This is a genomic window from Bradyrhizobium sp. USDA 3240, assembly GCF_054063295.1.
Genome location: NZ_JBSSGD010000002.1, coordinates 4,209,465 through 4,230,361, shown reverse-complemented (window position 1 = coordinate 4,230,361; position 20,897 = coordinate 4,209,465). Strand labels below are relative to the sequence as shown.

Below are 20,897 nucleotides of genomic sequence, written 5' to 3'. Positions count from 1 at the left end.
TCAGGCTCCAATGGTCTGCGAAATGAGGCCCGGTGCGGATTGCGTGGCGAGCTCGCCGATCAGGCTGTAGCGCTCGAGGCTGTCGATCCTCACCGGGAGGATCTGGCCGATGATGTCAGGCGATGCCATCACGTGGGCGGGCTGCAGATAGGCGGTCCGGCCGACGATCTGGCCCGGATTGCGTGCGGCGCGCTCGAACAGCACATCGACCGTTGTGCCAATCGCAGCCCGGTTGAAGGCCGATTGCTGGCTGTCGATCAATTCCTGAAGCCGCCCCAAGCGCTCGTCCATCTCGGCTGCTGACACCGTCTCCCGCATCTCCGCCGCCGGCGTGCCTGGCCGAGGCGAATACTTGAATGAATACGCCGCAGCGTACCCGATTTGCGTGACAAGCGCGAGAGTGGCGGAAAATTCTTCCCCGGTCTCGCCGGGGAAGCCCACGATAAAATCTGATGAAAAAGCAATGTCTTGCCGCGCGGCACGGAACCGGTCGATGACGCGCCGGTAGTCATCGGCGGTATGCTTGCGGTTCATGGCGGCCAGGATCCGGTCCGCCCCCGATTGCACCGGCAGGTGCACGAACGGCATCAGTTCGGGCAAATCGCGATGCGCGGCGATCAGGCTGTCGTCGACGTCGCGCGGATGGCTGGTGGAATAGCGCAGCCGCATGACCTCAGGAATCTCGGCGAGCCGCTGCAGCAATTTGCCGAGCGGCCAGACGCGGCCATCGGGGCCTTCGCCGTGATAGGCGTTGACGTTCTGCCCGATCAGCGTGAATTCGCGCACGCCGTTGTCGGCGAGCTGCTTCACGTCGTCGATGATCTTCGCGACCGGACGCGAGACTTCCGTGCCGCGCGTGTAGGGCACCACGCAGAAGGTGCAGAACTTGTCGCAACCTTCCTGCACCGTGACGAAGGCGGAGATGCCGCGGGCGCGGATCGCATCCGGCTTCGGCTGCGGAAGGAAGCCGAACTTGTCCTCGACCGGGAATTCGGTTTCGAGCGCGCGGCCATTTTCCCGGGCGCGTTTCAGCAGCGCAGGCAGATGGTGATAGCTCTGCGGCCCGACCACGATGTCGACGGTCGGCGCACGATGGATGATCTCGGCGCCTTCGGCCTGCGCGACGCAGCCGGCGACGGCGATCTTCATCTCGCGGCCCGCCCGCGCGGCCTCATCCTTGGCGACGCGCAGCCGGCCGAGTTCGGAATAGACCTTTTCCGACGCCTTCTCGCGGATGTGGCAGGTGTTGAGGATCACGAGGTCGGCGTCTTCGGCGCTCGCGGTCTCGACAAAGCCCTCGCCGGCCAGCGTGTCCACCATGCGCTGCGCATCGTAGACGTTCATCTGGCAGCCATAGGACTTGATGTGCAGCTTGCGCGGCGTCGTCATGGAACCCTGAATGCGGAAATGGAAACGGCGCCATCAGGGCGCCTTTGCTCAAATAAGGCCTAAACCGGGGAAAATCCAGCGTTCCAACCCGTCATTCCGGGGCGATGCGCCAGCATCGAACCTCAGGGGCGCAATTGCGCCCTGGGGAATCTCGAGATTCCGGGGTCGCTCCCTTCGGTCGCGCCCCGGAATGACGGAGTGGGCTCAGTCGGCGATCTGGATGTCAGCCCCAATTCTAGCGATCAAATCGGGCAATTGGCGCATATCTGCGAAGGTTAAGGCCGCGCCGGCCTGGCGCAGTGTGTTCTCATGTTCCGCCGTGCAGTGGCTGCCGCCGTAAAAGCCGAGCACGGTCATCCCGGCAGCGCGGGCGCCGGTGACGCCGGCCACGCTGTCCTCAATCACGACACAGCGCGCCGGGGCGGTGCCCATCTGGGTGGCCGCGAACAGGAAGAGATCGGGCGCCGGCTTGCCGTGCTTGACCTGGGTGGCGGAGAAAATATGCGGCGCAAGCTGGTCGTAGAGCCCGGCGCAGGTCAGGCCGTGATGGATCTTTTCCGGCGTGCCGCTGGACGCCACGCATTTCGGCAAGGTAAGCGCTGATATCGCTTCGCCGACATGCGCGATGGCGCTGAGATCGTCGGCATAGAGACTGAGCGTCGCGTGCTTGACCTCGGCCTCGAAAGAGTCGGGCAGCGCGCGGCCGATCTCGCTTTCGACGATCCGCCGCGCCTCGCGGTCGGACACGCCGAGGAAACGCTTCAGCACGCCGTCTGGCGTGATCGGAAAGCCGTGCCGCGTCAGCGTGTCCGCATGCGCGCGACAGGAGATCACCTCGCTGTCGACAAGCACGCCGTCGCAATCGAAGATGACGAGGTCGAAGCTCACCCGGTTTACGACTTGCTGTCGTCGTCGAGCGGCACGCAATAGAGCTCGAGACGGTGATCGACCAGCTTGTAGCCGAGCTTGCGCGCGATCTCGGCCTGCAGCTTCTCGATTTCCTCGGAGGTGAACTCGATCACCTTGCCGTCGCGCAGATTGATCAGATGGTCGTGATGGCTCTCGGGCATTTGCTCGTAGCGCGCGCGGCCCTCGCGGAAGTCGTGACGCTCGATGATGCCGGCATCCTCGAACAGCTTGACGGTGCGATAGACCGTCGAGATCGAGATCTTGTCGTCGACCGCCACGCAGCGGCGGTAGAGTTCCTCGACATCGGGATGATCCATGGCTTCCGCCAGCACCCGCGCGATCACGCGGCGCTGTTCGGTCATGCGCATGCCGGTCGCGGCGCAGCGCGCCTCGATGCCGGTATTTTTATGCGCAGGCGGAATTTTCACCGTGGTCATGGGTTTCGGGCCGTATTCTTCAAACCTTGGGTGACAGAGCGGGGGGTCTTCTGCCATCGCGCCGATGTTACGACAAGTCGCGCCGCATCAGAAGCGCGTTCAAATGTTCCCCACCGGGCTGCTTGTAATAGCGTTCGCGGCGGCCGATCACGCCGAATCCGGCCCTTTCGTAAAGCCGCCGCGCCGGCTGATTGTTCTCTTCCACTTCGAGGAAGATGGTGCGGATGCCGCGGCCGGCAAGATGGCCGAGATGGGTCAGCAGCAGGTCGCGCGACAGGCCGCGCCCGCGCTGATTGAAATCGATCGCAATCGACAGGATTTCCGCTTCGTCCGCCGCCATCCGCGAGACGGCGAAGCCGATCACCCTGCGGCCCTGCCGCAGCCGGTGCACCAGCGTGTTGCGCTCGGTCAGCATCGCCTCGAACTCGCCTTCGCCCCAGCCGCGATGAAACGACGCGCCGTGCAATTGCGCGAGCCGCGCCGCATCGCGCAAGGATGCGGGCTCGACCGCGGGCGGACCGCCGCCCCACCATCGCGACAGCCAGCCGGTCATGTCGATGGCGGCGCGCTGATGACCAGGCGATCCTTCGGCGGCTTCGCGTCGGGTGCGCGCAGATAGAACGGACGCGGCGGCGCCGTGTCGGGATCCACCGCGGCGCCGACCCAGGCGACCCAAATGATGTCGGGTGCGGGCTGCCTGTCGACCTTGACCGGCGGAGCGGCATCCGCGGGCCAGCGCTCGGCGAGGATATTGGCGGCGTTGCCGACCAGATGCAGCGCGCCGAACTGTGCGGCCTCGAGCGCTTCCGCGATCGGCGCAACCTTCGGCTTGAGCATCAGGCTGCCGTCGCCGCCGACCAGCTGGAAATAGACGTGATCGTGCCGCGCATCGATCGCCGACAGGATTGGGGGTGCGGCATTCTCAGCGACTACCGGCGCGGCGAAGGCGGCGAGCGTCGACAGCCCGACCACCGGCTTTTCCGCTGATAGTGCGAGGCCGCGCGCCGCCGAGAGCCCGACGCGCAGGCCGGTGAAACTGCCGGGGCCGGTGGTGACGGCGATGCGGTCAAGCCCGGCAAAGCCGACGCCGCTTTCTTTCATCACCCGCGCGATCAGCGGCATCAGCGCCTCGGCATGGCCGCGCTGCATCGCCTGCGATTCGATGGCGATGGTATTGCCGGAGTCGGTGTCGAGCACCGCCGCAGAGCAGGCGTCGAGCGCCGTATCGATCGCGAGAATGATCATGGGAGGGCGAATGGCGAATACGAAATGGCGGACAGGGAATTCGAGGAGAACGCTGTTCGCGATCCGCCATGCGCCATTCGCCGCTCCATCACATCGGCCGGACTTCCTGCACGTCGGGCACGAAGTGCCGCAGCAGGTTCTGGATGCCGTGTTGCAGGGTCGCGGTGGATGACGGGCAGCCGGCGCAGGAGCCCTTCATGTTGAGATAGACGATGCCGTCCTTGAAGCCGCGGAAGGTGATGTCGCCGCCGTCATTGGCAACTGCCGGACGCACGCGGGTCTCGATCAGGTCCTTGATCTGCTCGACCGTCTCGGCGTCCGCCTCGTCGAAGAACTCGTCCTCCTCGTCGCGGGCGTCGTCGCTGGCAGCGGTGCCGTCGGCGAGCAGCGGCGCGCCGGACATGTAGTGCTCCATGATGGCGCCGAGGATCGCGGGTTTGAGGTGCTGCCAGTCGCCGTCCGCTTTGGTCACGGTGATGAAGTCGGCGCCGTAGAACACGCCGGTGACGCCTGATACGGCGAACAGCCGTTCGGCGAGCGGCGATCGCGCGGCGGTCTCGACTGAGGAGAATTCCAGGGTGCCGCTGTCGAGCACGGCGCGGCCCGGGATGAATTTCAGGGTGGCGGGATTGGGCGTGGCTTCGGTCTGAATGAACATTTGCTGTCTCCGGCGTCGCCGGTTCAAGGCCGGCGCGTTGAGTTCCCCTACCAGATGGCAATTAAAAAGCCTGCGATCAAGCTGCAAAACCGCGGTTCCAGGCCTCAATCCATGCTCTGGAGCGGCTTCGAGGCCCGATAACGCTAGGACAGAGCGTCGATCTCGGCGTCGGTCAGGCCGCCGGGCACGATGGTCACCGGGATCGGGAACGCCCCCATGGTCTTGGCCATGGTGGTGATGATCGGCCCGGGCCCCTCGGCGCCCGGATTGGCGGCCAGTACCAGCATCGCGATGTCGACGTCCTTGTCGATCACGTCGAGGATCTGCTCGGTCGGGTCGCCCTCGCGAATCACCCGCTCCGGGGTGATCGCGGCGATCCCGTTGGCGCGGCCGGCGGCGCGGTCGAGCGCCTCATTGGCGGCTTCCTCGGCCTCGGCGCGCATGATATCGGCGACCCCCAGCCATTGCTGGTTCTGGTCCTCGGTCTCGATCACCCGCAGCATCAGGACGCCGCCGCCGACCCTGATCGCCCACCGGCTGGCGTAATAGACCGCGCGGTCCCATTCCGCGGTGTCGTCAACGATGACGAGGCATTTCGGCTTGTGACCTGTCTCGTAGCTTCGTCGCTGGGCGGTCATGCATGTCCCGGTGCTGAACCAAACCAACCCATGCTGCCACACTCCCTCCCTGTTGGGGAGAGGGAGCGCGCAGGTCTGCCGGTGATGTCAGCGCGGGCGGATGAAGCCGACGATGTCCTTGGTGAGGCGCATGGTCTCATCGGCGATGCCGCGGGCGCGGTTGGCGCCGTCGATCAGGATCGAATCGACATGGCCGGGATCGGCGACCAGCTTCTTCATCTCGGAGGCGATCGGCGCCAGTTTTGCGACGCAAACCTCGACCAGCGCGTTCTTGAAGCTGGAGAACTGCCCGCCGCCGAACTGCGTCAGCACCTCCTGCTTGGAGACGCCGGCGAGCGCCGCGTAGATGCCTACCAAATTGTCGGCCTCGGGGCGGGTCTCGAGACCCTTTTCCTCCGACGGCAGCGGCTCCGGATCGGTCTTCGCCTTGCGGATCTTCTGCGCAATGGTGTCGGCGTCGTCGGTGAGGTTGATGCGCGAATTGTCCGACGCATCCGACTTCGACATCTTCTTGGTGCCGTCGCGCAGGCTCATCACCCGCGTCGCAGGCCCGGTGATCAGCGGCTCGGGCTGCGGGAAGAACAGGCCGTCGGCAAAGCCATGGCCACGGATCGAATCGCCGAAGTCGTTGTTGAACTTCTGCGCGATGTCGCGGGACAGCTCCAGATGCTGCTTCTGGTCCTCGCCTACAGGCACATGGGTGGCGCGGTACAGCAGGATGTCGGCAGCCATCAGCACCGGATAGTCGTAGAGGCCGACGGAGGCGTTCTCGCGGTCCTTGCCGGCCTTCTCCTTGAACTGCGTCATGCGGTTCAGCCAGCCGATGCGCGCGACGCAGTTGAAGATCCAGGTCAGCTCGGCATGGCCGGCGATCTGGCTCTGGTTGAACACGATGTGCTTCTTGGCATCGATGCCCGAGGCGATGAAGGCCGCGGTCACCTCGCGGGTGTTGCGCGCCAGCTCGGCCGGGCCGCCCCAGACCTCGACGCCCTGCGTGATCGCGTGCATGTCGACGACGCAATAGATGCAATTATGGGTCTGCTGCATCTTCACGAAGTTGACGATGGCGCCGAGATAGTTGCCGAGGTGCAGATTGCCCGTCGGCTGGACGCCTGAGAAAACCCGTTCAACGAACGCCATGGTCTAATTCCCGGAAATAGGGCTGCTTTTGCCGGGTCGTTTGCCACTTAAGCCCTGCGCGCGCAAGTCAGGCAGGGCGCCTTTGCCTGACGGCGTTAACCGCCTGTCGCCAGCCGGTGACGCCGAAAAGCTGCAAGAACAGCCCGTAACCGGCGATGCCGGCGGCGATCAGCACGAGAAGGGAGGCCGCCTGCACGAAACCGTGGCGGCCGGCGGCCGGCAGCGCGCCTTCCGCGAGCCACAACAGGCCGCCCATCGCGAGCGCTGCGGCCAGGATGCGTGGCAGCCGGCGGCGCGCCTCCGCATCGATCGAAAAGCCGAAGGTCGTAGCGCCCTTGCGGATCAGCGCCAGCGCATTGCTCCAGGCGCCGAGCGCGATGCCGGCGGCGATTCCGCTCGCGCCGAACATATGGCCGAGCAGGAAGGCCGCGGCGATTGCGACCACGATGGCCTTCAGCGTCGCAAACAGCGGCGTCAGCGTGTCCTCGCGCGCGAAGAACGCCGGCGACAGTGCCTTCACCAGCACGTGTGCCGGTAAAGCCAGCGTCAGCCAGATCAGGGCTTGCGCGGTTGCCGCGGAATCCTCCGCAGTGAACGCGCCATGCTCGAACAGCATCCGTACGATCGGCTCGCTCAGCACCATCAGGCCAAGCGTTGCGGGCAGCGCCAGCCCGACCGCGAGTTCGAGCCCACGCGATTCCGCATGCGCGATCGCGGCATGCTCGCCGCTGCGCACCGCGCGCGTCATCTCCGGGATCAGCACCGTGCCCATTGCGACGCCGACAATGCCGAGCGGCAGCTCGAGCAGGCGGTTGGCGAAATAGAGCCAGGACACCGCCGATGGCGAGGTCGACGCGATCACCGCGCCCGCTACGACAAGCCATTGCGGCGCGCTGCTCGCCACCATGCCGGGGACCGCGCGGCCGAGAAAGCCGCGCATCTCGGGATCGAAGGAGAGGCGGAGCGGAGCGGCGAGTTTTGCGCCGCGCAGCGCCAGCATCGAGAGTTGCAGGAAGCCGGCGACGCCGATCGTCGCGGCCATGACAAGCGCGGCCTGCACCGGCTCCTGCTGCCGCGCCAGCAGCACGGCCATCACTGATATCAGCGCGATGTTGAACAGCAGCGGCGAGAACGCGGTCAGCGCGAAGCGTCCCTGCGCGTTGAGCAGCGCCATCATCACGGTGACGGGGCCGGCGAAGGCAAGATAGGGCAGCATCAGCCTCGCGTTGTCGACGGCGAGTTGCAGCGTATCGCGGCCGACGAAGCCCGGTGCGATCGCCGCGATCACGAGCGGCATGAGTGCGCCGATCACCAGTGCGGCCGCGATCACGGCGGCGCTGACGGTGCCGAGCACGCGGCCGGCAAACGCGGTGGCCGCGGCCATGCCCTCGGCGTCGCGCGCCTTCAGCCAGGCCGGCACCAGGGCGGCATTCAATCCGCCCTCGGACAGCAGCCGTCGCACCACATTCACCAGCTGGAATGCCGCCAGAAAGGCATCCGCCACCGGCCCCGCGCCGAGCAGCGCCGCGATCACGGAATCGCGCACGAAGCCGAGCAGTCGCGAGGCCAGCGTTCCCGAGGAGACCGTGAGGAAGGAGCGGAACATGGGGCCTGTATAGCAGCCGCGCGCTTTGCTGCCAGCAGTGCCCTGCTAGACCCGTCATCCTGAGGTGCGAGCGTAGCGAGCCTCGAAGGATGAATCGGCCAGAGCCGGGCCGTGCATCCTTCGAGGCTCGCCAAGAGGCTCGCACCTCAGGATGACGGGAACAGGCAGCTTTAGCTTCCCTTGCTGCCCCGAGGCCTAACGTGATAGGTCGCGGCTCTTGTTGGGTGGCGTTAACACAGGGCAGGTCTATGGCTGACGCAAAATATGACGTTCTCGGGATCGGCAACGCGATCTTCGACATGCTGGTGCAGACCGACGAGGCATTCCTCGCCCGTCACGGCATGACCAAGGGCTCGATGCAGCTGATCGACGAGGCGCGCGCCGCCGCGATCTACGGCGACATGGGGGTCGCGACCGAGGTGTCGGGCGGCTCGGCTGCCAACACCATCGTCGGCGTCGGCAATCTCGGCGCCCGCGCCGCCTATGTCGGCAAGGTCAAGGACGACCAGATCGGCAAGCTCTACGTCCACGACATCCGCGCCGCCGGCGTGGCCTTCGACACTGCGCCGGCCAAGACCGGCCCGGCCACCGGCTGCTGCTACATCCTGGTGACGCCGGACGGCGAGCGCACCATGAACACCTATCTCGGCGCCGCACAGGACCTGACGCCCGACGACATCGATCCGGCCCAGATCGCAGCCGCCAGCATCATCTATCTCGAGGGCTATCTCTGGGATCCGAAGAACGCCAAGGACGCGTTCGTGAAGGCGGCCGATATTGCGCATGGCGCGGGCCGCCAGGTCGCGCTGACGCTGTCGGATTCGTTCTGCGTTGATCGCTACCGCGACGAATTCCTCGCCTTGATGCGCAAGGGCACGGTCGACCTCGTGTTCTCCAACGAGTCCGAGTTGCACTCGCTGTACCAGACCTCGGATTTCGACACCGCGCTGAAGCAGTTCGGCAAGGATACAAAACTCGGTGTCGTCACCCGCAGCGAGAAGGGCTGTGTCGTGATCTCAGGCGATGCCGTCGTATCGGCGCCCGCCTCTCCGATCGACAAGCTCGTCGACACGACAGGCGCCGGCGACCTGTTCGCCGCCGGCTTCCTGGTCGGCCTCGTGCGCAATGTCGGCCACGAGAATGCCGGCCGCCTCGGCGCGCTCGCCGCCGCCGAAGTGATCCAGCACATCGGCGCCCGGCCGCTGGCGTCGCTGAAGGATCTGGCGAAGGGGAAGGGGCTGTTGGTCTAAGTGCCTCTTACCTCGCCCCGCTCGCGGGGAGAGGTCGGAACGCATCGTGAGATGCGTTCCGGGTGAGGGGAAGTCTCCGCGTACTCACTGCTTTCGAATTTGCGGAGGCGGCCCCTCACCCCGACGCTCTCCCCGCAAGAGCGGGGCGAGGGAGAAGGGACCTCACGCCGTCTTCGCAGCCTTCAATCCCAGCCGCTGCTCGACCGCGTCGCGCATCACGAATTTCTGGATCTTGCCGGTCACCGTCATCGGGAATTCGTCGACGAACTCGACATAGCGCGGGATCTTGTTGTGGGCGATCTGGCCCTGGCAGAAGGCGCGGACTTCGTCGGCGGTCAATGTCTCGCCCTGTCGGACCCTGACCCAGGCGCACAGCTCCTCGCCATAGCGCTGATCGGCGACGCCGAAGATCTGCACGTCCTGGATCTTCTGATGGCGATAGAGGAATTCCTCGATCTCCCTTGGATAGAGGTTTTCGCCGCCGCGGATGACCAAATCCTTGATGCGGCCGACGATGTTGCAATAACCCTCGTCGTCGATCACGGCGAGATCGCCGGTGTGCATCCAGCCATTGGCGTCGAGCACGTCGCCGGTCTTTTCCTTCTCCTCCCAATAGCCCAGCATTACGCTGTAGCCGCGGGTGCAGAGCTCGCCGCGTTCGCCGCGTGCGACCGCCTTGCCGTCGAGGTCGACGACCTTGACCTCGACATGCGGATGGATGCGGCCGACGGTGGAGACACGCCGCTCCAGCGGGTCGTCCGTCGCGCTCTGAAAACTCACCGGGCTGGTCTCGGTCATGCCGTAGGCGATCGTCACCTCGCGCATGTTCATCTCGGTGTTGACGCGCTTCATCACCTCGATCGGGCAGGGCGCGCCGGCCATGATGCCGGTACGCAGCGACGACAGGTCGAAGCGCTTGAACTCGGGATGGTCGAGTTCGGCGATGAACATCGTCGGCACGCCGTACAGTGTGGTGCATTTCTCCTGCGCGACGGTCGCAAGCGTCGCCAGCGGATCAAAACCTTCGCCGGGATAGACCATGGTGGTGCCGAGCGTGACCGAGGCGAGATTGCCCATCACCATGCCGAAGCAGTGATAGAGCGGCACCGGAATGCAGATGCGGTCCTGCTCGGTCAGGCGCATGGCGCGGCCGGTGAAGTAGCCGTTGTTGAGGATGTTGTGATGCGTCAGCGTCACGCCCTTCGGCGAGCCGGTGGTGCCGCTGGTGAACTGGATGTTGACGGGATCGTCGAATTGCAGGCTGTCGCCGAGCGCCGCAAGCTGTTCGCGATGCCGCTCCCCGCCCATCTGCGGCACTTGCTCGAATGGAATCGTGCCCGGTGCCGCGGGTCCGCCGATCTGGATCACGGCGCGCAGCTGCGGCAGCCGCGCCGAGCGCAGATGGCCGGGCTCGGAGCTCGCAAGCTCAGGCAGTAGTGTGTTCAGCATCTCCATATAGGCCGAGGTCTTGAACGCGGTCGCGGTCACGATCGCGGCGCAGCCGACCTTGCCGAGCGCAAATTCGAGCTCGCTCAGCCGGTAGGCGGGATTGATGGTGACGAGGATCAGGCCGGCTTTGGCAGCGGCGAATTGCGTCAGCGTCCATTCGGGCCGGTTGAGCGACCAGATGCCGATCCGCTCGCCGCGCTGCAGCCCGAGCGCGAGTAAGCCGGCCGCCAGCGCCTCGACCCGCGCGGCGAATTCGTTCCAGGTCCAGCGCACATTGTGGCTGGGCGAGACCAGCGCCTCGCGATCGCCCCAGCGCGCGCGTGCGCGCTCGAGGCTGCGGCCGATGGTTTCGCCGAGCAGCGGCGTATCGGAAATGCCGCAGACATAGCTGTCTGCCTTGGGTGTGGATGCCAAGCTCGTCCTCCTCGTGGTCGTGGTCGTGGTCGTGTTCGTGTCGTCGCGCTTTTTGCGCGATCTTAGTCGTTTGGTGCCGGCAGGACAGGCCCGACCTATGGCGGGTATGAAAAATCCCTCCCCGCGAGGGGAGGGATGTCTTGCTGCTGGACTGGAACCTCAGGCCGCTCGCTGTCCGCTGCCGGCGTCGAGCCCGGCATAGATGCCTTTCTCGAAGCCTGCGAATGCCTCCAGGCTGTGCTTGTCGGCGAACGGCAACAGCTGGGTCAGGATCACGCCGCAGACGTCGCGCGACGGATCGATCCAGTAATAGGTGTTGGCGAGGCCCGCCCAGGCGAGGCTGCCGGCGCTGCGGCCTTCCGGCGTCTTGGCGGTGTTGATCAGGAAGCTCAGGCCCCACTTCTTGACGATGTCGGGCCAGAGATCGACGTCGTTGGTGTACATCGGCGCCGCGGTCGTCATCTTGTCGACGGTGAGTTCGCCGATGTGGTTCTGCCCCATCGTCGCGACGGTCTCGGCCTTCAGCACCTGATTGCCGTTGCCTTTGCCCTTGTTGAGGATCATCTGGCAGAACTTGAGGTAGTCGGCCGCGGTCGAATAGAGGCCGCCGCCACCCATGTGGAATTCAGGGTTCTGCTCGAGCTCGAACGGGATCGCGGCGAGCGTGCCGTCCTCGCCGCGCGCATGCATGCCGACCAGCCGCTTGCGCATGTCGTCGGTGATCTTGAACGCGGTGTCGCTCATGCCGAGCGGCGCGAACATATTGTCGCGCAAATAAGCATCGAGCTTCTTGCCGGATGCTGCTTCCACCGCCCTGCCGACGAAATCGATATTGGTGCCGTATTCCCAGCGCGTGCCGGGGTCGGTCATGATCGGCGTCTTCAGCGCGGCATTCAAGCAGGTGATGATGCCGGGCGTGCCGGTCTTCTCCAGGTATTTGCCGAGATTGGCGTCCCACATGTCGTAGGCGAAGCCCGCGGTGTGGGTCATCAGCTGGCGCAGCGTGATCGGCTTTTTCGCCGGCCGCAGCTTCGGCTCGCCCTTGGCATCGAAGCCGTCGAGCACCTGCACGGCGGCGAGATCGGGCAACAGCTTGCCGATCGGCTCATCGAGCGAGAGCTTGCCCTGCTCGACGAGCTGCATCGCGCCCGCGGAGGTCACCGCCTTGGTCATCGAGGCGATCCAGAACACGCTGTCCGCCGTCATGGGATCGCTCTTGGAAAGGTCGCGCTTGCCGAACGCGCCCTCGTAGATCACGTCCTTGCCGGTGGCCGCGATGGCGACCACGCCGGGAATCTCCTTTGCCTCGCTCTTCTGCCGCAATACCTGATCGATCTGAGCCTTGCTCTGCATTGGGGGCTTCCTCCGGTGGGTTTATTGTTTTGAAGTGCGGGGATCATCCTCCCGCTTTTCCGCTCCCGCAAGGCGGGCGCGATGCGATGATGTCGCGATGTCGTGACAGCCGGGCCATTAGAAGCGGCCGTGCTCAACAGATGTTCACCACGCGCGCAGATTTTGCGGTGGACGCCGCACAAGTCCCGGTGACCTCCGACGACGGCCACGGTAACGTGATCAAGGAATGATTTTCGTACCTGATTATTTGCATTAACGCATTCAGATCGCTGCACAAACGGTGCGGCGAATTGGGATGGATTTGACGAAAAGATTCGTCATTTCGCGCCTTGCGGGGACGCAGCAATGATTTCGACATGGAGTGAATGGAAGCGCTATCCGCGGCTGGGCCGCGGCGAAAATATCGAGGCGCCGATCAGCCCAGGTCTTTATGAGGTTCGCTACGCGGGTACCGGCGCCCTGCACTCGTTTGAGGCCGTCGACAATGTCGCCCAGGCGCTGGCGCTGCTGCAGACCGGCGCCAAGTCCTGGTTCGGCCGCCGCGATGCGCGGGCACAGGCCGACCTCGAATACCGGACCTGCGCAACCTCGACCAAGGCAGATGCCAAGGCCGCGGCCGAACGCATGATCGGCCGCCGCGAAACCTACATGTCGGGCGGCGCGATCTGACATTGAGCTGTCATTCCGGGGCGATGCGTCAGCATCGAACCCTCAGGCACGCAACTGCGCACCGAGAATCTCGAGATTCCCCGGTGCACAAGGGCGCGCCTGAGGTCTGGTCCTTCGGACCATCCCGGAATGACAATCTTCCGCAACGACGCCGCGTTTGTGTCCAAGCAGGGTCGCGCTGGCCGCCAGTGCATCGCCGCGGCTTTCCGCCTATATAGGCGGCGAATACCCCTCCAAAGAAATTCCAGGAGTAACGCCATGACCCCGCCCGTTGCCGCACGCGCCACGCAATCCGCAGCCACCTCCCTGCAAAGCCGCCTGAAGGACCCGTCGTTGCTGCGCGATCGCTGCTACATCGACGGCGCCTGGGTCGGCACCCCGGAATTCGCCGTCAACAATCCGGCGACCGGCGTCGAACTGATCAGGATTCCGCAGCTGGGCGCAGATGATGCGACCAGTGCCGTCGAGGCCGCCCAGCGGGCGTTTCCGGCCTGGGCCAAGCTGACCGCCAAGCAGCGCTCCAATATCTTACGCAAATGGTTCGACCTGATCATCGCCAATCGCGAGGATCTCGCGCTGATCCTGACCTCCGAGCAGGGCAAGCCGCTGGCGGAGGCGCTCGGCGAAGTCGATATCGGCGCGGCCTATGTCGAGTTCTTCGCGGAGGAAGCGCGCCGCGTCTATGGCGAGACGATTCCGACCCAGCGCCCGGATGCCCGTTTGCTCGCGATCCGGCAACCGATCGGCGTCTGCGGCGCCATCACGCCGTGGAATTTCCCGAACTCGATGATCACGCGAAAAGTGTCGCCGGCACTGGCCGCCGGCTGCACCGTCGTGCTGAAGCCCGCCAACGAGACGCCGCTGTCGGCGCTCGCGCTCGCTGTGCTGGCTGAGAAGGCCGGCGTGCCGAAGGGCGTGCTCAACATCATCACCGGCGATGCGCCGCCGATCGGCAAGGTGCTGTGCGAACATCCGGCGGTGCGGTTCGTCGGCTTCACGGGTTCGACCAATGTCGGCAAGATCCTGTACCGGCAAGCATCGGTCGGCGTGAAGAAGCTCGGCCTCGAGCTCGGCGGCAACGCGCCCTTCGTGGTGTTCGACGATGCCGACATCGACGCCGCGGTCGAAGGCGCCATCGTTTCGAAGTATCGCAACATGGGCCAGACCTGCGTTTGCGCCAACCGTCTCTACGCGCAGGACAAGATCTACGACCAGTTCGTCGAGAAGCTGTCGAAGAAGGTCGCCGAGATGAAGATCGGCGACGGCACCGAGCAAGGCGTGACCCAGGGACCGCTGATCAACATGAAGGCGATCGAGAAGGTCGAGCGGCACATTGCCGACGCCGTGAAGGGCGGCGCCAAGGTCGTGACCGGCGGCAAGCGCTCCTCGCTCGGCCGCAGCTTCTTTGAGCCGACCGTGCTGTCGGACGTGAGACCCGACGCGCTGGTTGCGCAGGAGGAAACCTTCGGCCCGCTCGCGCCGGTGATCCGCTTCAAGGACGAGGCCGATGTGATCGCGATGTGCAACGCCTCGCCGTTCGGTCTCGCCTCCTACTTCTATTCGCGTGACATCGGCCGCGTCTGGCGCGTCGCCGAAGCACTGGAGTCGGGCATGGTCGGCGTCAACTCCGGTTTGATCACGACCGAGGTCGCGCCGTTCGGCGGCGTCAAGGAATCGGGCCTCGGCCGCGAAGGCTCGCGCCACGGCATGGATGAGTATGTCGAGATCAAATACGTGATGATGGCCGGCGTCTGATCGCGGAGCACCGTGTCCCTTCGCCCTTGCGGCGAGGGGACGCATGCCGGCGAACCCATCGATCATCCTCGCCGATCGCTCCATCTGCCGGCGTGCGACAATTCACCGCGTCCACCGAATGATGGCGCTCTGATCGGGACGGCGATCGCATCAAGGAATCTTTCTAATCTCGAAGCGAGCTTTCAGAATCTAGCTGCGTACGCGCGATGCCACGCAACGGAAGCAAATTCGAATCATCGAATCTGCCGCGTCGATATCGCTTCGCGCAGCAGGCTTCATCCCGTTTCCTAGATACGTTCTAGTTGGCGTCGCAGCGCATGCTGCTTATGCCCCGGTGGTCGCGCTCGAACTCCGACGATGTTCGAGCCGAAACCAAGAACAAGAATCCGGGGACCTTATGCTCGTCACTTCAAACGTTCCGTGCGCGTTCCGACTCGCGTGCGCGTCGCTCCTCCTGACTGCGGTCCCTTCGCTCGCGCAGTCGCCGGAACGGCCAGCCGCAAGCGGTGCTGCGTCGCTTCCGCCGGTTGTCGTGGCCGCGCCACAGCATCGCGCCACGCCGGTTCGGAGGCCGTCATCGTCACGGTCGGCGCGCTCGTCGGCATCGCATCAGGCGAGCAGGCGTGAGCATGTGCAAACACCTGCGGCCGCGCCCACGGCCGGCGCGCAGCAGGCGGCGTTACCCGTGCCTTATATCGGCGGCCAGGTCGCGCGCGGCGGACAACTCGGCCTGCTCGGCAACAAGGACTATATGGATACGCCGTATAGCCTGACGAGCTACACGGAGAAGACGATCCGCGATCAGCAGGCAACCAGCGTTGCTGAAGTGCTGACGAATTCCGATCCGTCGGTGCGGGCTGCGATCGGCAGCAGCAACCGTTACGATGCGCTGACCATCCGCGGCTTCCGGGTCGAGAACAGCGAAATCGCGTTGAACGGGCTTTACGGTCTCGTTCCGGCCTATCGCGTCAACCCGGCTCCCATCGAGCGCATTGAGCTGCTCAAGGGACCGGGAGCCTTCCTCAACGGCATGGCCCCGCAAGGCAGCATCGGCGGCACCGTCAACGTCGTGACCAAGCGGGCGGCGGAAGACCTCACGCGGCTGACCGCTGGTTACATCTCGGATGGACGTTTCGGAACGGAGCTCGACCTCGCCCGCCGCTATGGCGAACAGAAGGAGTGGGGCGTTCGCTTCAACGGCGGGATCGACGGCGGCAACACCTCGATCGACCGGCAGTCGACGCGCAACGGCGTGGGTTCGCTCGGCGTCGACTATCATGGCGAACGCTTTCGCTGGTCCGCGGACATCATCTCCCAGGACGACTGGATGAAGGCGGCCCAGCGCGGCTACACGCCGGTGCCCGGCATCGCCATGCCGAAGGCCCCCGATCCGCGCATCAATCTCGCGCAGCCGTTTGACCGTGCGCGGTCGCAGAGCCTGACCGGCTTGACCAGGGCCGAATACGATCTCAGCAACAGCGTCACCGTGTTCGGCGCGATCGGCGCCAACCAGTTCCGCTACGACAAGCAGGAAGATCCGGGCGCGACGATTCTCAACACCGCGGGCGATGCCCGGGGCACGTCTCGATTCCAGACCGGCAAGTCGGAGGGCGTCTCCGGCGAGGCGGGCGTCCGTGCGCGTTTCGACACGGGACCCGTCGGCCATGAGGTCGTGGTCAGCGGCAGCGCGCTCGACCGGACCGATTGGCTCGGGCAGACCAACTACGCGACTTACCTCACCAACATCTACCGGCCGACCTTGTTGGCGAGTGCGGGCGCCCCGGTATCGACCTTCCCGGAGGGCAAGTCGGGATTCCTCGGGCTGCGCAGTGTCGGCGTTGCCGATACCATCACGACCATGGGCGGCATGCTGCAAGTGATCGTGGGCGCGCGCCAACAGCAGGTGATCGCGAGCAGCTTCGATCCCGTCAGCGGCCTGGAGACCACGCACTACGACGCAAGCGCAACGTCGCCTTCGATCGCGCTGGTGGTGCGACCGATCAAACAGCTCTCGCTCTATGCCAACTACATCGAAGGCCTGACGCCGGGGCCGACGCCGCCTTCCGGCGCGGTGAATACCAATGCGGTGTTCGCGCCCTTCAAGACCCGGCAGGTCGAAGTCGGCACGAAGCTCGATCTCGGAGGCTTCGGGGCGAGCCTTTCGGCGTTCCAGATCAGCCTGCCGAGCGGTGTGATCGATCCCATCACCAAGATTTACAGCCTCGATGGCGAACAGAGAAACCGCGGCGTCGAGCTCAATACATTTGGCGAGGTCGCGCCCGGCGTCCGCGTGCTCGGTGGCGTGACCTGGCTCGATGCCCGGCTCACCCAGACGCAAGGCCATCTCTACGACGGCAATCGCGCGATCGGCGCGCCCGACCTGCAGGGCAATTTCGGCGTCGAGTGGGATACGCCCTTCGTACCCGGCCTCACCGCGACGGCCCGCGCCATCTACACCAGCCGGGCCTATGTCAGCGCCGACAACATCCAGAGCGTCCCCGCTTGGGCGACTTTCGACATCGGTGCGCGTTACGCCACGACCCTCGCGGGGCGCCCGACCACGTTCAGGGCGTCACTGACCAATCTGTTCGACAAGCACTATTGGATCGGCAATCCAACCGGCTATGTGATCAGCAGCATGCCGCGGACGCTGTGGCTGTCGATGACGGTCGATTTCTAAACGTCGCAAAGGCCATCGCGCGCCACTAGCCGGTGCGCGACGGCCGTTCCGTTGTCGCGATCCGGCGATTGTCGGTCACACGGCCTTGTCGTTCGGATTGGCCACCGCGTCCTTCAGTGGCGCCGTCATCGGGAAATTCAGGTTCACGTTCTTCGGCGGGATCGGCCGGGTGAACCATTTTGCGTAGAGCTCCTGGAATTCATTGCTCTTCATCATGGCGACCAGCGTCCGGTCGACCAGCGCCTTGAATTCCGGATCGCCCTTGCGGATGATCAGCCCATAAGGCTCGGTACGCAGGCTGTCGTCGATGATGCGCCAGTCCGCGGGATTGGTGCTGCCCGCGATCAGGCTGGCGAGCAGGATGTCGTCCATGACGAAGGCGTCGCTGCGGGAGCTGGTCAGCGCGAGGAACGATGCGGCATGATCCGGGGTCAGGATGTTCTTGGTCTGAAAGTTCTTCGCCTGGGCGCGCGCGCTCAATAGCCCGATCGAGGTCGAGCCCGAGGTCAGCGAGACCGGCCTTCCGGCGAGATCCTCGAAGGTCTTGATAGGCGCATCCTTCTGCACCACCGCGCGGATGCTCGACACGAAGATCGTGGTGCTGAAGGCGACGACTTTCTGCCGCTCCAGCGTGTTGGTCGCGGGGCCGCAGACGATGTCGATCGTGCCGTTCTCGATCAGCGGTATCTGGGTGGAGAGCTGGATCGGCTGCAGTTTGGTCTGCAGCGCCGGCAGCTTGAGCTCGGTCTTCACTGCATCGACGATCCGCGCGCAGAGGTCCATCGCGAAGCCGACCGGCTTCTGGTTGTCGTCGAGATAGGAGAACGGGACCGAGACGTCGCGATGCCCGAGCCGGATCTCGCCGATGTCGCGGATCTTGGCCAGTGTCCCGCCGGGCGATTGGGCCTGCGCCGGCGCCGCTACCGTCGCCGCAAGAAAGGCGAGGTGGATCAATTGCTTGAGTGCTTTATTCATCAGGTGCTCGCGGACGCCGGCAGAATTGGATACGATCGGTCAATATTTTATACACAGGATTGCATAATCGGCAATCCGATTTTATACAATCGTGGCCAAATCGGATACCATGGCATGGCACCAGCGAGAGACGAGAGAGATGCCGGATGAACCTGCAGCCGCCGCAACCCATCGAGGGGCCGGACCTCACGGTTCCGCGCCTGACGCCGTGCGTGAGGCGCTACGGGCCGCGATCAGCTCGGGCGAGCTCGCGCCCGGACTGCAGCTCCGCCAGGACGAACTCGCCGCGCGGTTCGGCACCAGCCGTATCCCGGTGCGCGAGGCGCTGCGCCAGCTCGAGGCCGAAGGCTTTGTCACGTTCCTGCCCAACCGCGGAGCGGTAGTTTCGGACCTGTCGATCGACGAGGTGATCGAGCTGCTCGAGATCCGCATCGCGCTCGAATGCCACGCGTTGCGCTTGGCGATCCCCGCCATGGGCGAGATCGATCTCGAGGCGGCGACGAAGATCCTCCGTGCCTACGACGCCGAACCCGATCCGGCGCAATGGGGCACCTTCAACTGGAAATTCCACGCCACGCTCTATGCGCCGTGCAACCGACCGCGCCTGCTCGGCATGATCGAGGCGAATTACGGCCACGTCGGCCGCTTCACCCGGGCGCTGGTGTCGCAGGCGACCGGCAAGGAGCGTCCGCAGCGTGAGCACTACCGGCTGCTCGAATTCTGCCGCGACGGCGAGATCAAGAAGGCCGTCCGCCTGCTGCGCGATCACATCGAGGAGACGCAGAAGACGCTGCGCTCGGCGCAGCGCCAGGCATTGCGCGATGCGGGCGCCGAACGCCCGGTCTGATTGCCGCGCGGACAATTTGAATCATCGCAGGCCCCGTCGCAGGCCTTTGGGAGACTACGCGTGAAGACCAATGACGTCGAAATCCTGGTGATCGGTGCTGGCATCGTCGGCATCGCCACGGCCTACTACCTCGCCGTCCAGCACAAGCGGTCGCGCCTGTTGATCGTCGACGAAGGCCAGCCGATGGCGCTGACCTCGGCGCAATCAGGCGAGAACTACCGCAACTGGTGGCCGCATCCGACGATGGCGGACTTCACCAATCACTCTACCGATCTGATGGAAGAGATCGCGCGCCGCAGCGACAACCGCATCCACATGACGCGACGCGGATATCTGCTGGTCACGCGTGAGGAGAAGCTTGAGGAACTACTGCATCAGCTCTACGCCGGCTACGGCGAGCAGGCTGCAAAACTGATCCGCCTGCATGAAGGAGCGAGCCGCGGCTACCTGCCGCCGCATTCGGCGGACTGGCAGAGCGCACCTGACGGCGTTGACGTCCTGCTCGGCCGCGATCTGATCCAGACGCATTATCCGACCTTCGACAAGGAGGTCGCAACCGCACTGCATATCCGCCGGGCGGGCGACATCAGCGGCCAGCAGCTTGGCCAGTACATGCTGGAGACGATGCGGCCGCTGGGTGCACAATTCCAGCAAGCGAGGGTGGTCGGCATCGCGAAGACCGATCGCTTCGCCGTCGACGTGCTGGCCGATGGCGCGCGGCAGACCATCACGGCCGATATCATCGTCAACGCCGCGGGCCCGTTCGCCGCGGATGTCGCGGCGATGCATGGCGAAGTGCTTCCGATCGTCAATGTGCTGCAGCAGAAGATCGCGTTCGCCGATCGCAACCGCGCGGTCGACCGCAAGATGCCGTTCGCGATCGATCTCGACGGCCAGACGCTGGCCTGGTCCGATGACGAGCGCGAGGCGCTGTCGGCGGCGCCGGAATTCGCGCAGCTGCTGGCGCCGATGCCGGGCAGCATCCATTGCCGGCCCGATGGCGGCGATCATGGCGAGTGGATCAAGCTCGGCTGGGCCTTCAACACCGAGCAGACCACGGCGCCGGTGCGCGAGCCGGAACTCAACCCTTACTTCCCCGAGGTCGTGCTGCGTGCGGCGAGCCGGCTGCAACCACGGCTCGCGCAATATCTTGGTGCGTTGCCGCGCGACCGCGTGCATTACGGCGGCTACTATCCGATGACGAAGGAAAATTGGCCGCTGATTGGCGCGGCGAAGACATCGGGCGTGTTTCTTGCCACCGCGCTGTCGGGCTACGGCACGATGGGTGCCTGCGCCACCGGCGACCTCTGCGCCCGCTCCGTCGTCGGCGCGCCCACACCCGAATTCGCCCGCAGCCTCTCGCTCGCGCGCTATCAGGACAAGGCGCTGATGGATGAGCTGGCGGCGAGCGCCAGCGGCTTGCTCTAGAGCATTCTCGGTTCTGATTGAATCAGAACCGAAGCTCTAGATTCTTGTTTTGACG

18 protein-coding genes are annotated in these 20,897 nt (G+C 65.0%); 6 read left to right on the top strand and 12 right to left on the bottom strand.

Going from position 1 to position 20,897, the window contains the following annotated elements:
• The 9 genes from miaB to murJ form a co-directional block, all read right to left on the bottom strand.
• Window positions 1–1,389: a tRNA (N6-isopentenyl adenosine(37)-C2)-methylthiotransferase MiaB gene (gene miaB, locus ACVIGA_RS20645; protein ID WP_456667780.1), complete on the bottom strand. Its 1,389-nt coding sequence runs from the start codon at window positions 1,387–1,389 to the stop codon at window positions 1–3.
• A 204-nt stretch (window positions 1,390–1,593) separates the two neighbouring features.
• A complete protein-coding gene (locus ACVIGA_RS20640; RefSeq protein ID WP_456667779.1) occupies window positions 1,594–2,277 on the bottom strand; it encodes an HAD family hydrolase in 684 nt (227 codons plus the stop codon).
• Between the two features lie 5 nt (window positions 2,278–2,282).
• Window positions 2,283–2,735 (bottom strand): Fur family transcriptional regulator, encoded by a 453-nt coding sequence (locus ACVIGA_RS20635; RefSeq protein WP_092120651.1) that lies wholly within the window; start codon window positions 2,733–2,735, stop codon window positions 2,283–2,285.
• Window positions 2,736–2,802: 67 nt separating this feature from the next.
• Window positions 2,803–3,288, bottom strand: coding sequence for a ribosomal protein S18-alanine N-acetyltransferase (gene rimI / locus ACVIGA_RS20630; protein ID WP_456667778.1), 486 nt, complete (start codon window positions 3,286–3,288; stop codon window positions 2,803–2,805).
• Window positions 3,285–3,980: a tRNA (adenosine(37)-N6)-threonylcarbamoyltransferase complex dimerization subunit type 1 TsaB gene (gene tsaB / locus ACVIGA_RS20625; protein ID WP_456667777.1), complete on the bottom strand. Its 696-nt coding sequence runs from the start codon at window positions 3,978–3,980 to the stop codon at window positions 3,285–3,287. Before tsaB ends, rimI begins: the two co-directional genes overlap by 4 nt.
• 88 nt (window positions 3,981–4,068) lie before the next feature.
• Window positions 4,069–4,638 carry a NifU family protein gene (locus tag ACVIGA_RS20620; protein WP_456667776.1) on the bottom strand — a complete coding sequence of 190 codons (570 nt, stop codon included), beginning with the start codon at window positions 4,636–4,638 and terminating at the stop codon, window positions 4,069–4,071.
• A gap of 143 nt (window positions 4,639–4,781) precedes the next feature.
• Window positions 4,782–5,276, bottom strand: a complete 495-nt coding sequence (locus tag ACVIGA_RS20615; protein WP_092120638.1) for a universal stress protein — start codon at window positions 5,274–5,276, stop codon at window positions 4,782–4,784.
• A gap of 87 nt (window positions 5,277–5,363) precedes the next feature.
• Complete coding sequence (gene trpS, locus ACVIGA_RS20610) at window positions 5,364–6,416, bottom strand: tryptophan--tRNA ligase (RefSeq protein ID WP_223971640.1); 1,053 nt, start codon at window positions 6,414–6,416, stop codon at window positions 5,364–5,366.
• A 67-nt stretch (window positions 6,417–6,483) separates the two neighbouring features.
• Window positions 6,484–8,022, bottom strand: coding sequence for a murein biosynthesis integral membrane protein MurJ (gene murJ, locus ACVIGA_RS20605; protein WP_456667775.1), 1,539 nt, complete (start codon window positions 8,020–8,022; stop codon window positions 6,484–6,486).
• Between the two features lie 248 nt (window positions 8,023–8,270).
• Between murJ and ACVIGA_RS20600 the strand changes: the two genes are divergently transcribed.
• Window positions 8,271–9,272: an adenosine kinase gene (locus ACVIGA_RS20600; protein ID WP_456667774.1), complete on the top strand. Its 1,002-nt coding sequence runs from the start codon at window positions 8,271–8,273 to the stop codon at window positions 9,270–9,272.
• Window positions 9,273–9,434: 162 nt separating this feature from the next.
• Here the strand turns inward: ACVIGA_RS20600 and ACVIGA_RS20595 are convergent, their stop codons facing one another.
• On the bottom strand, window positions 9,435–11,135 hold the full coding sequence (locus ACVIGA_RS20595; RefSeq protein ID WP_456667773.1) for an AMP-binding protein: 1,701 nt from the start codon (window positions 11,133–11,135) through the stop codon (window positions 9,435–9,437).
• Window positions 11,136–11,294: 159 nt separating this feature from the next.
• Window positions 11,295–12,488 carry a serine hydrolase domain-containing protein gene (locus tag ACVIGA_RS20590; protein WP_456667772.1) on the bottom strand — a complete coding sequence of 398 codons (1,194 nt, stop codon included), beginning with the start codon at window positions 12,486–12,488 and terminating at the stop codon, window positions 11,295–11,297.
• 345 nt (window positions 12,489–12,833) lie between these two features.
• Between ACVIGA_RS20590 and ACVIGA_RS20585 the strand changes: the two genes are divergently transcribed.
• The 3 genes from ACVIGA_RS20585 to ACVIGA_RS20575 all read left to right on the top strand — a co-directional run bounded on the left by ACVIGA_RS20585 (window position 12,834) and on the right by ACVIGA_RS20575 (window position 17,592).
• Complete coding sequence (locus ACVIGA_RS20585; RefSeq protein ID WP_223971655.1) at window positions 12,834–13,157, top strand: hypothetical protein; 324 nt, start codon at window positions 12,834–12,836, stop codon at window positions 13,155–13,157.
• Window positions 13,158–13,415: 258 nt separating this feature from the next.
• Window positions 13,416–14,912: an NAD-dependent succinate-semialdehyde dehydrogenase gene (locus tag ACVIGA_RS20580; RefSeq protein WP_456667771.1), complete on the top strand. Its 1,497-nt coding sequence runs from the start codon at window positions 13,416–13,418 to the stop codon at window positions 14,910–14,912.
• Between the two features lie 631 nt (window positions 14,913–15,543).
• Complete coding sequence (locus ACVIGA_RS20575) at window positions 15,544–17,592, top strand: TonB-dependent receptor (RefSeq protein WP_456667770.1); 2,049 nt, start codon at window positions 15,544–15,546, stop codon at window positions 17,590–17,592.
• Between the two features lie 75 nt (window positions 17,593–17,667).
• On the opposite strand, the gene ACVIGA_RS20570 is transcribed toward ACVIGA_RS20575, so the two are convergent.
• Window positions 17,668–18,567 carry an amino acid ABC transporter substrate-binding protein gene (locus tag ACVIGA_RS20570; RefSeq protein WP_456667769.1) on the bottom strand — a complete coding sequence of 300 codons (900 nt, stop codon included), beginning with the start codon at window positions 18,565–18,567 and terminating at the stop codon, window positions 17,668–17,670.
• Window positions 18,568–18,706: 139 nt separating this feature from the next.
• Here ACVIGA_RS20570 and ACVIGA_RS20565 point away from each other — a divergent pair, with 139 nt between their 5' ends.
• Both ACVIGA_RS20565 and ACVIGA_RS20560 read left to right on the top strand, forming a co-directional pair.
• Complete coding sequence (locus ACVIGA_RS20565; protein WP_456667768.1) at window positions 18,707–19,414, top strand: GntR family transcriptional regulator; 708 nt, start codon at window positions 18,707–18,709, stop codon at window positions 19,412–19,414.
• Window positions 19,415–19,474: 60 nt separating this feature from the next.
• The gene (locus tag ACVIGA_RS20560; RefSeq protein WP_456667767.1) at window positions 19,475–20,842 is read left to right on the top strand and encodes an NAD(P)/FAD-dependent oxidoreductase; all 1,368 of its coding nucleotides are present in this window, start codon (window positions 19,475–19,477) and stop codon (window positions 20,840–20,842) included.
• Window positions 20,843–20,897: the final 55 nt, after the last annotated feature.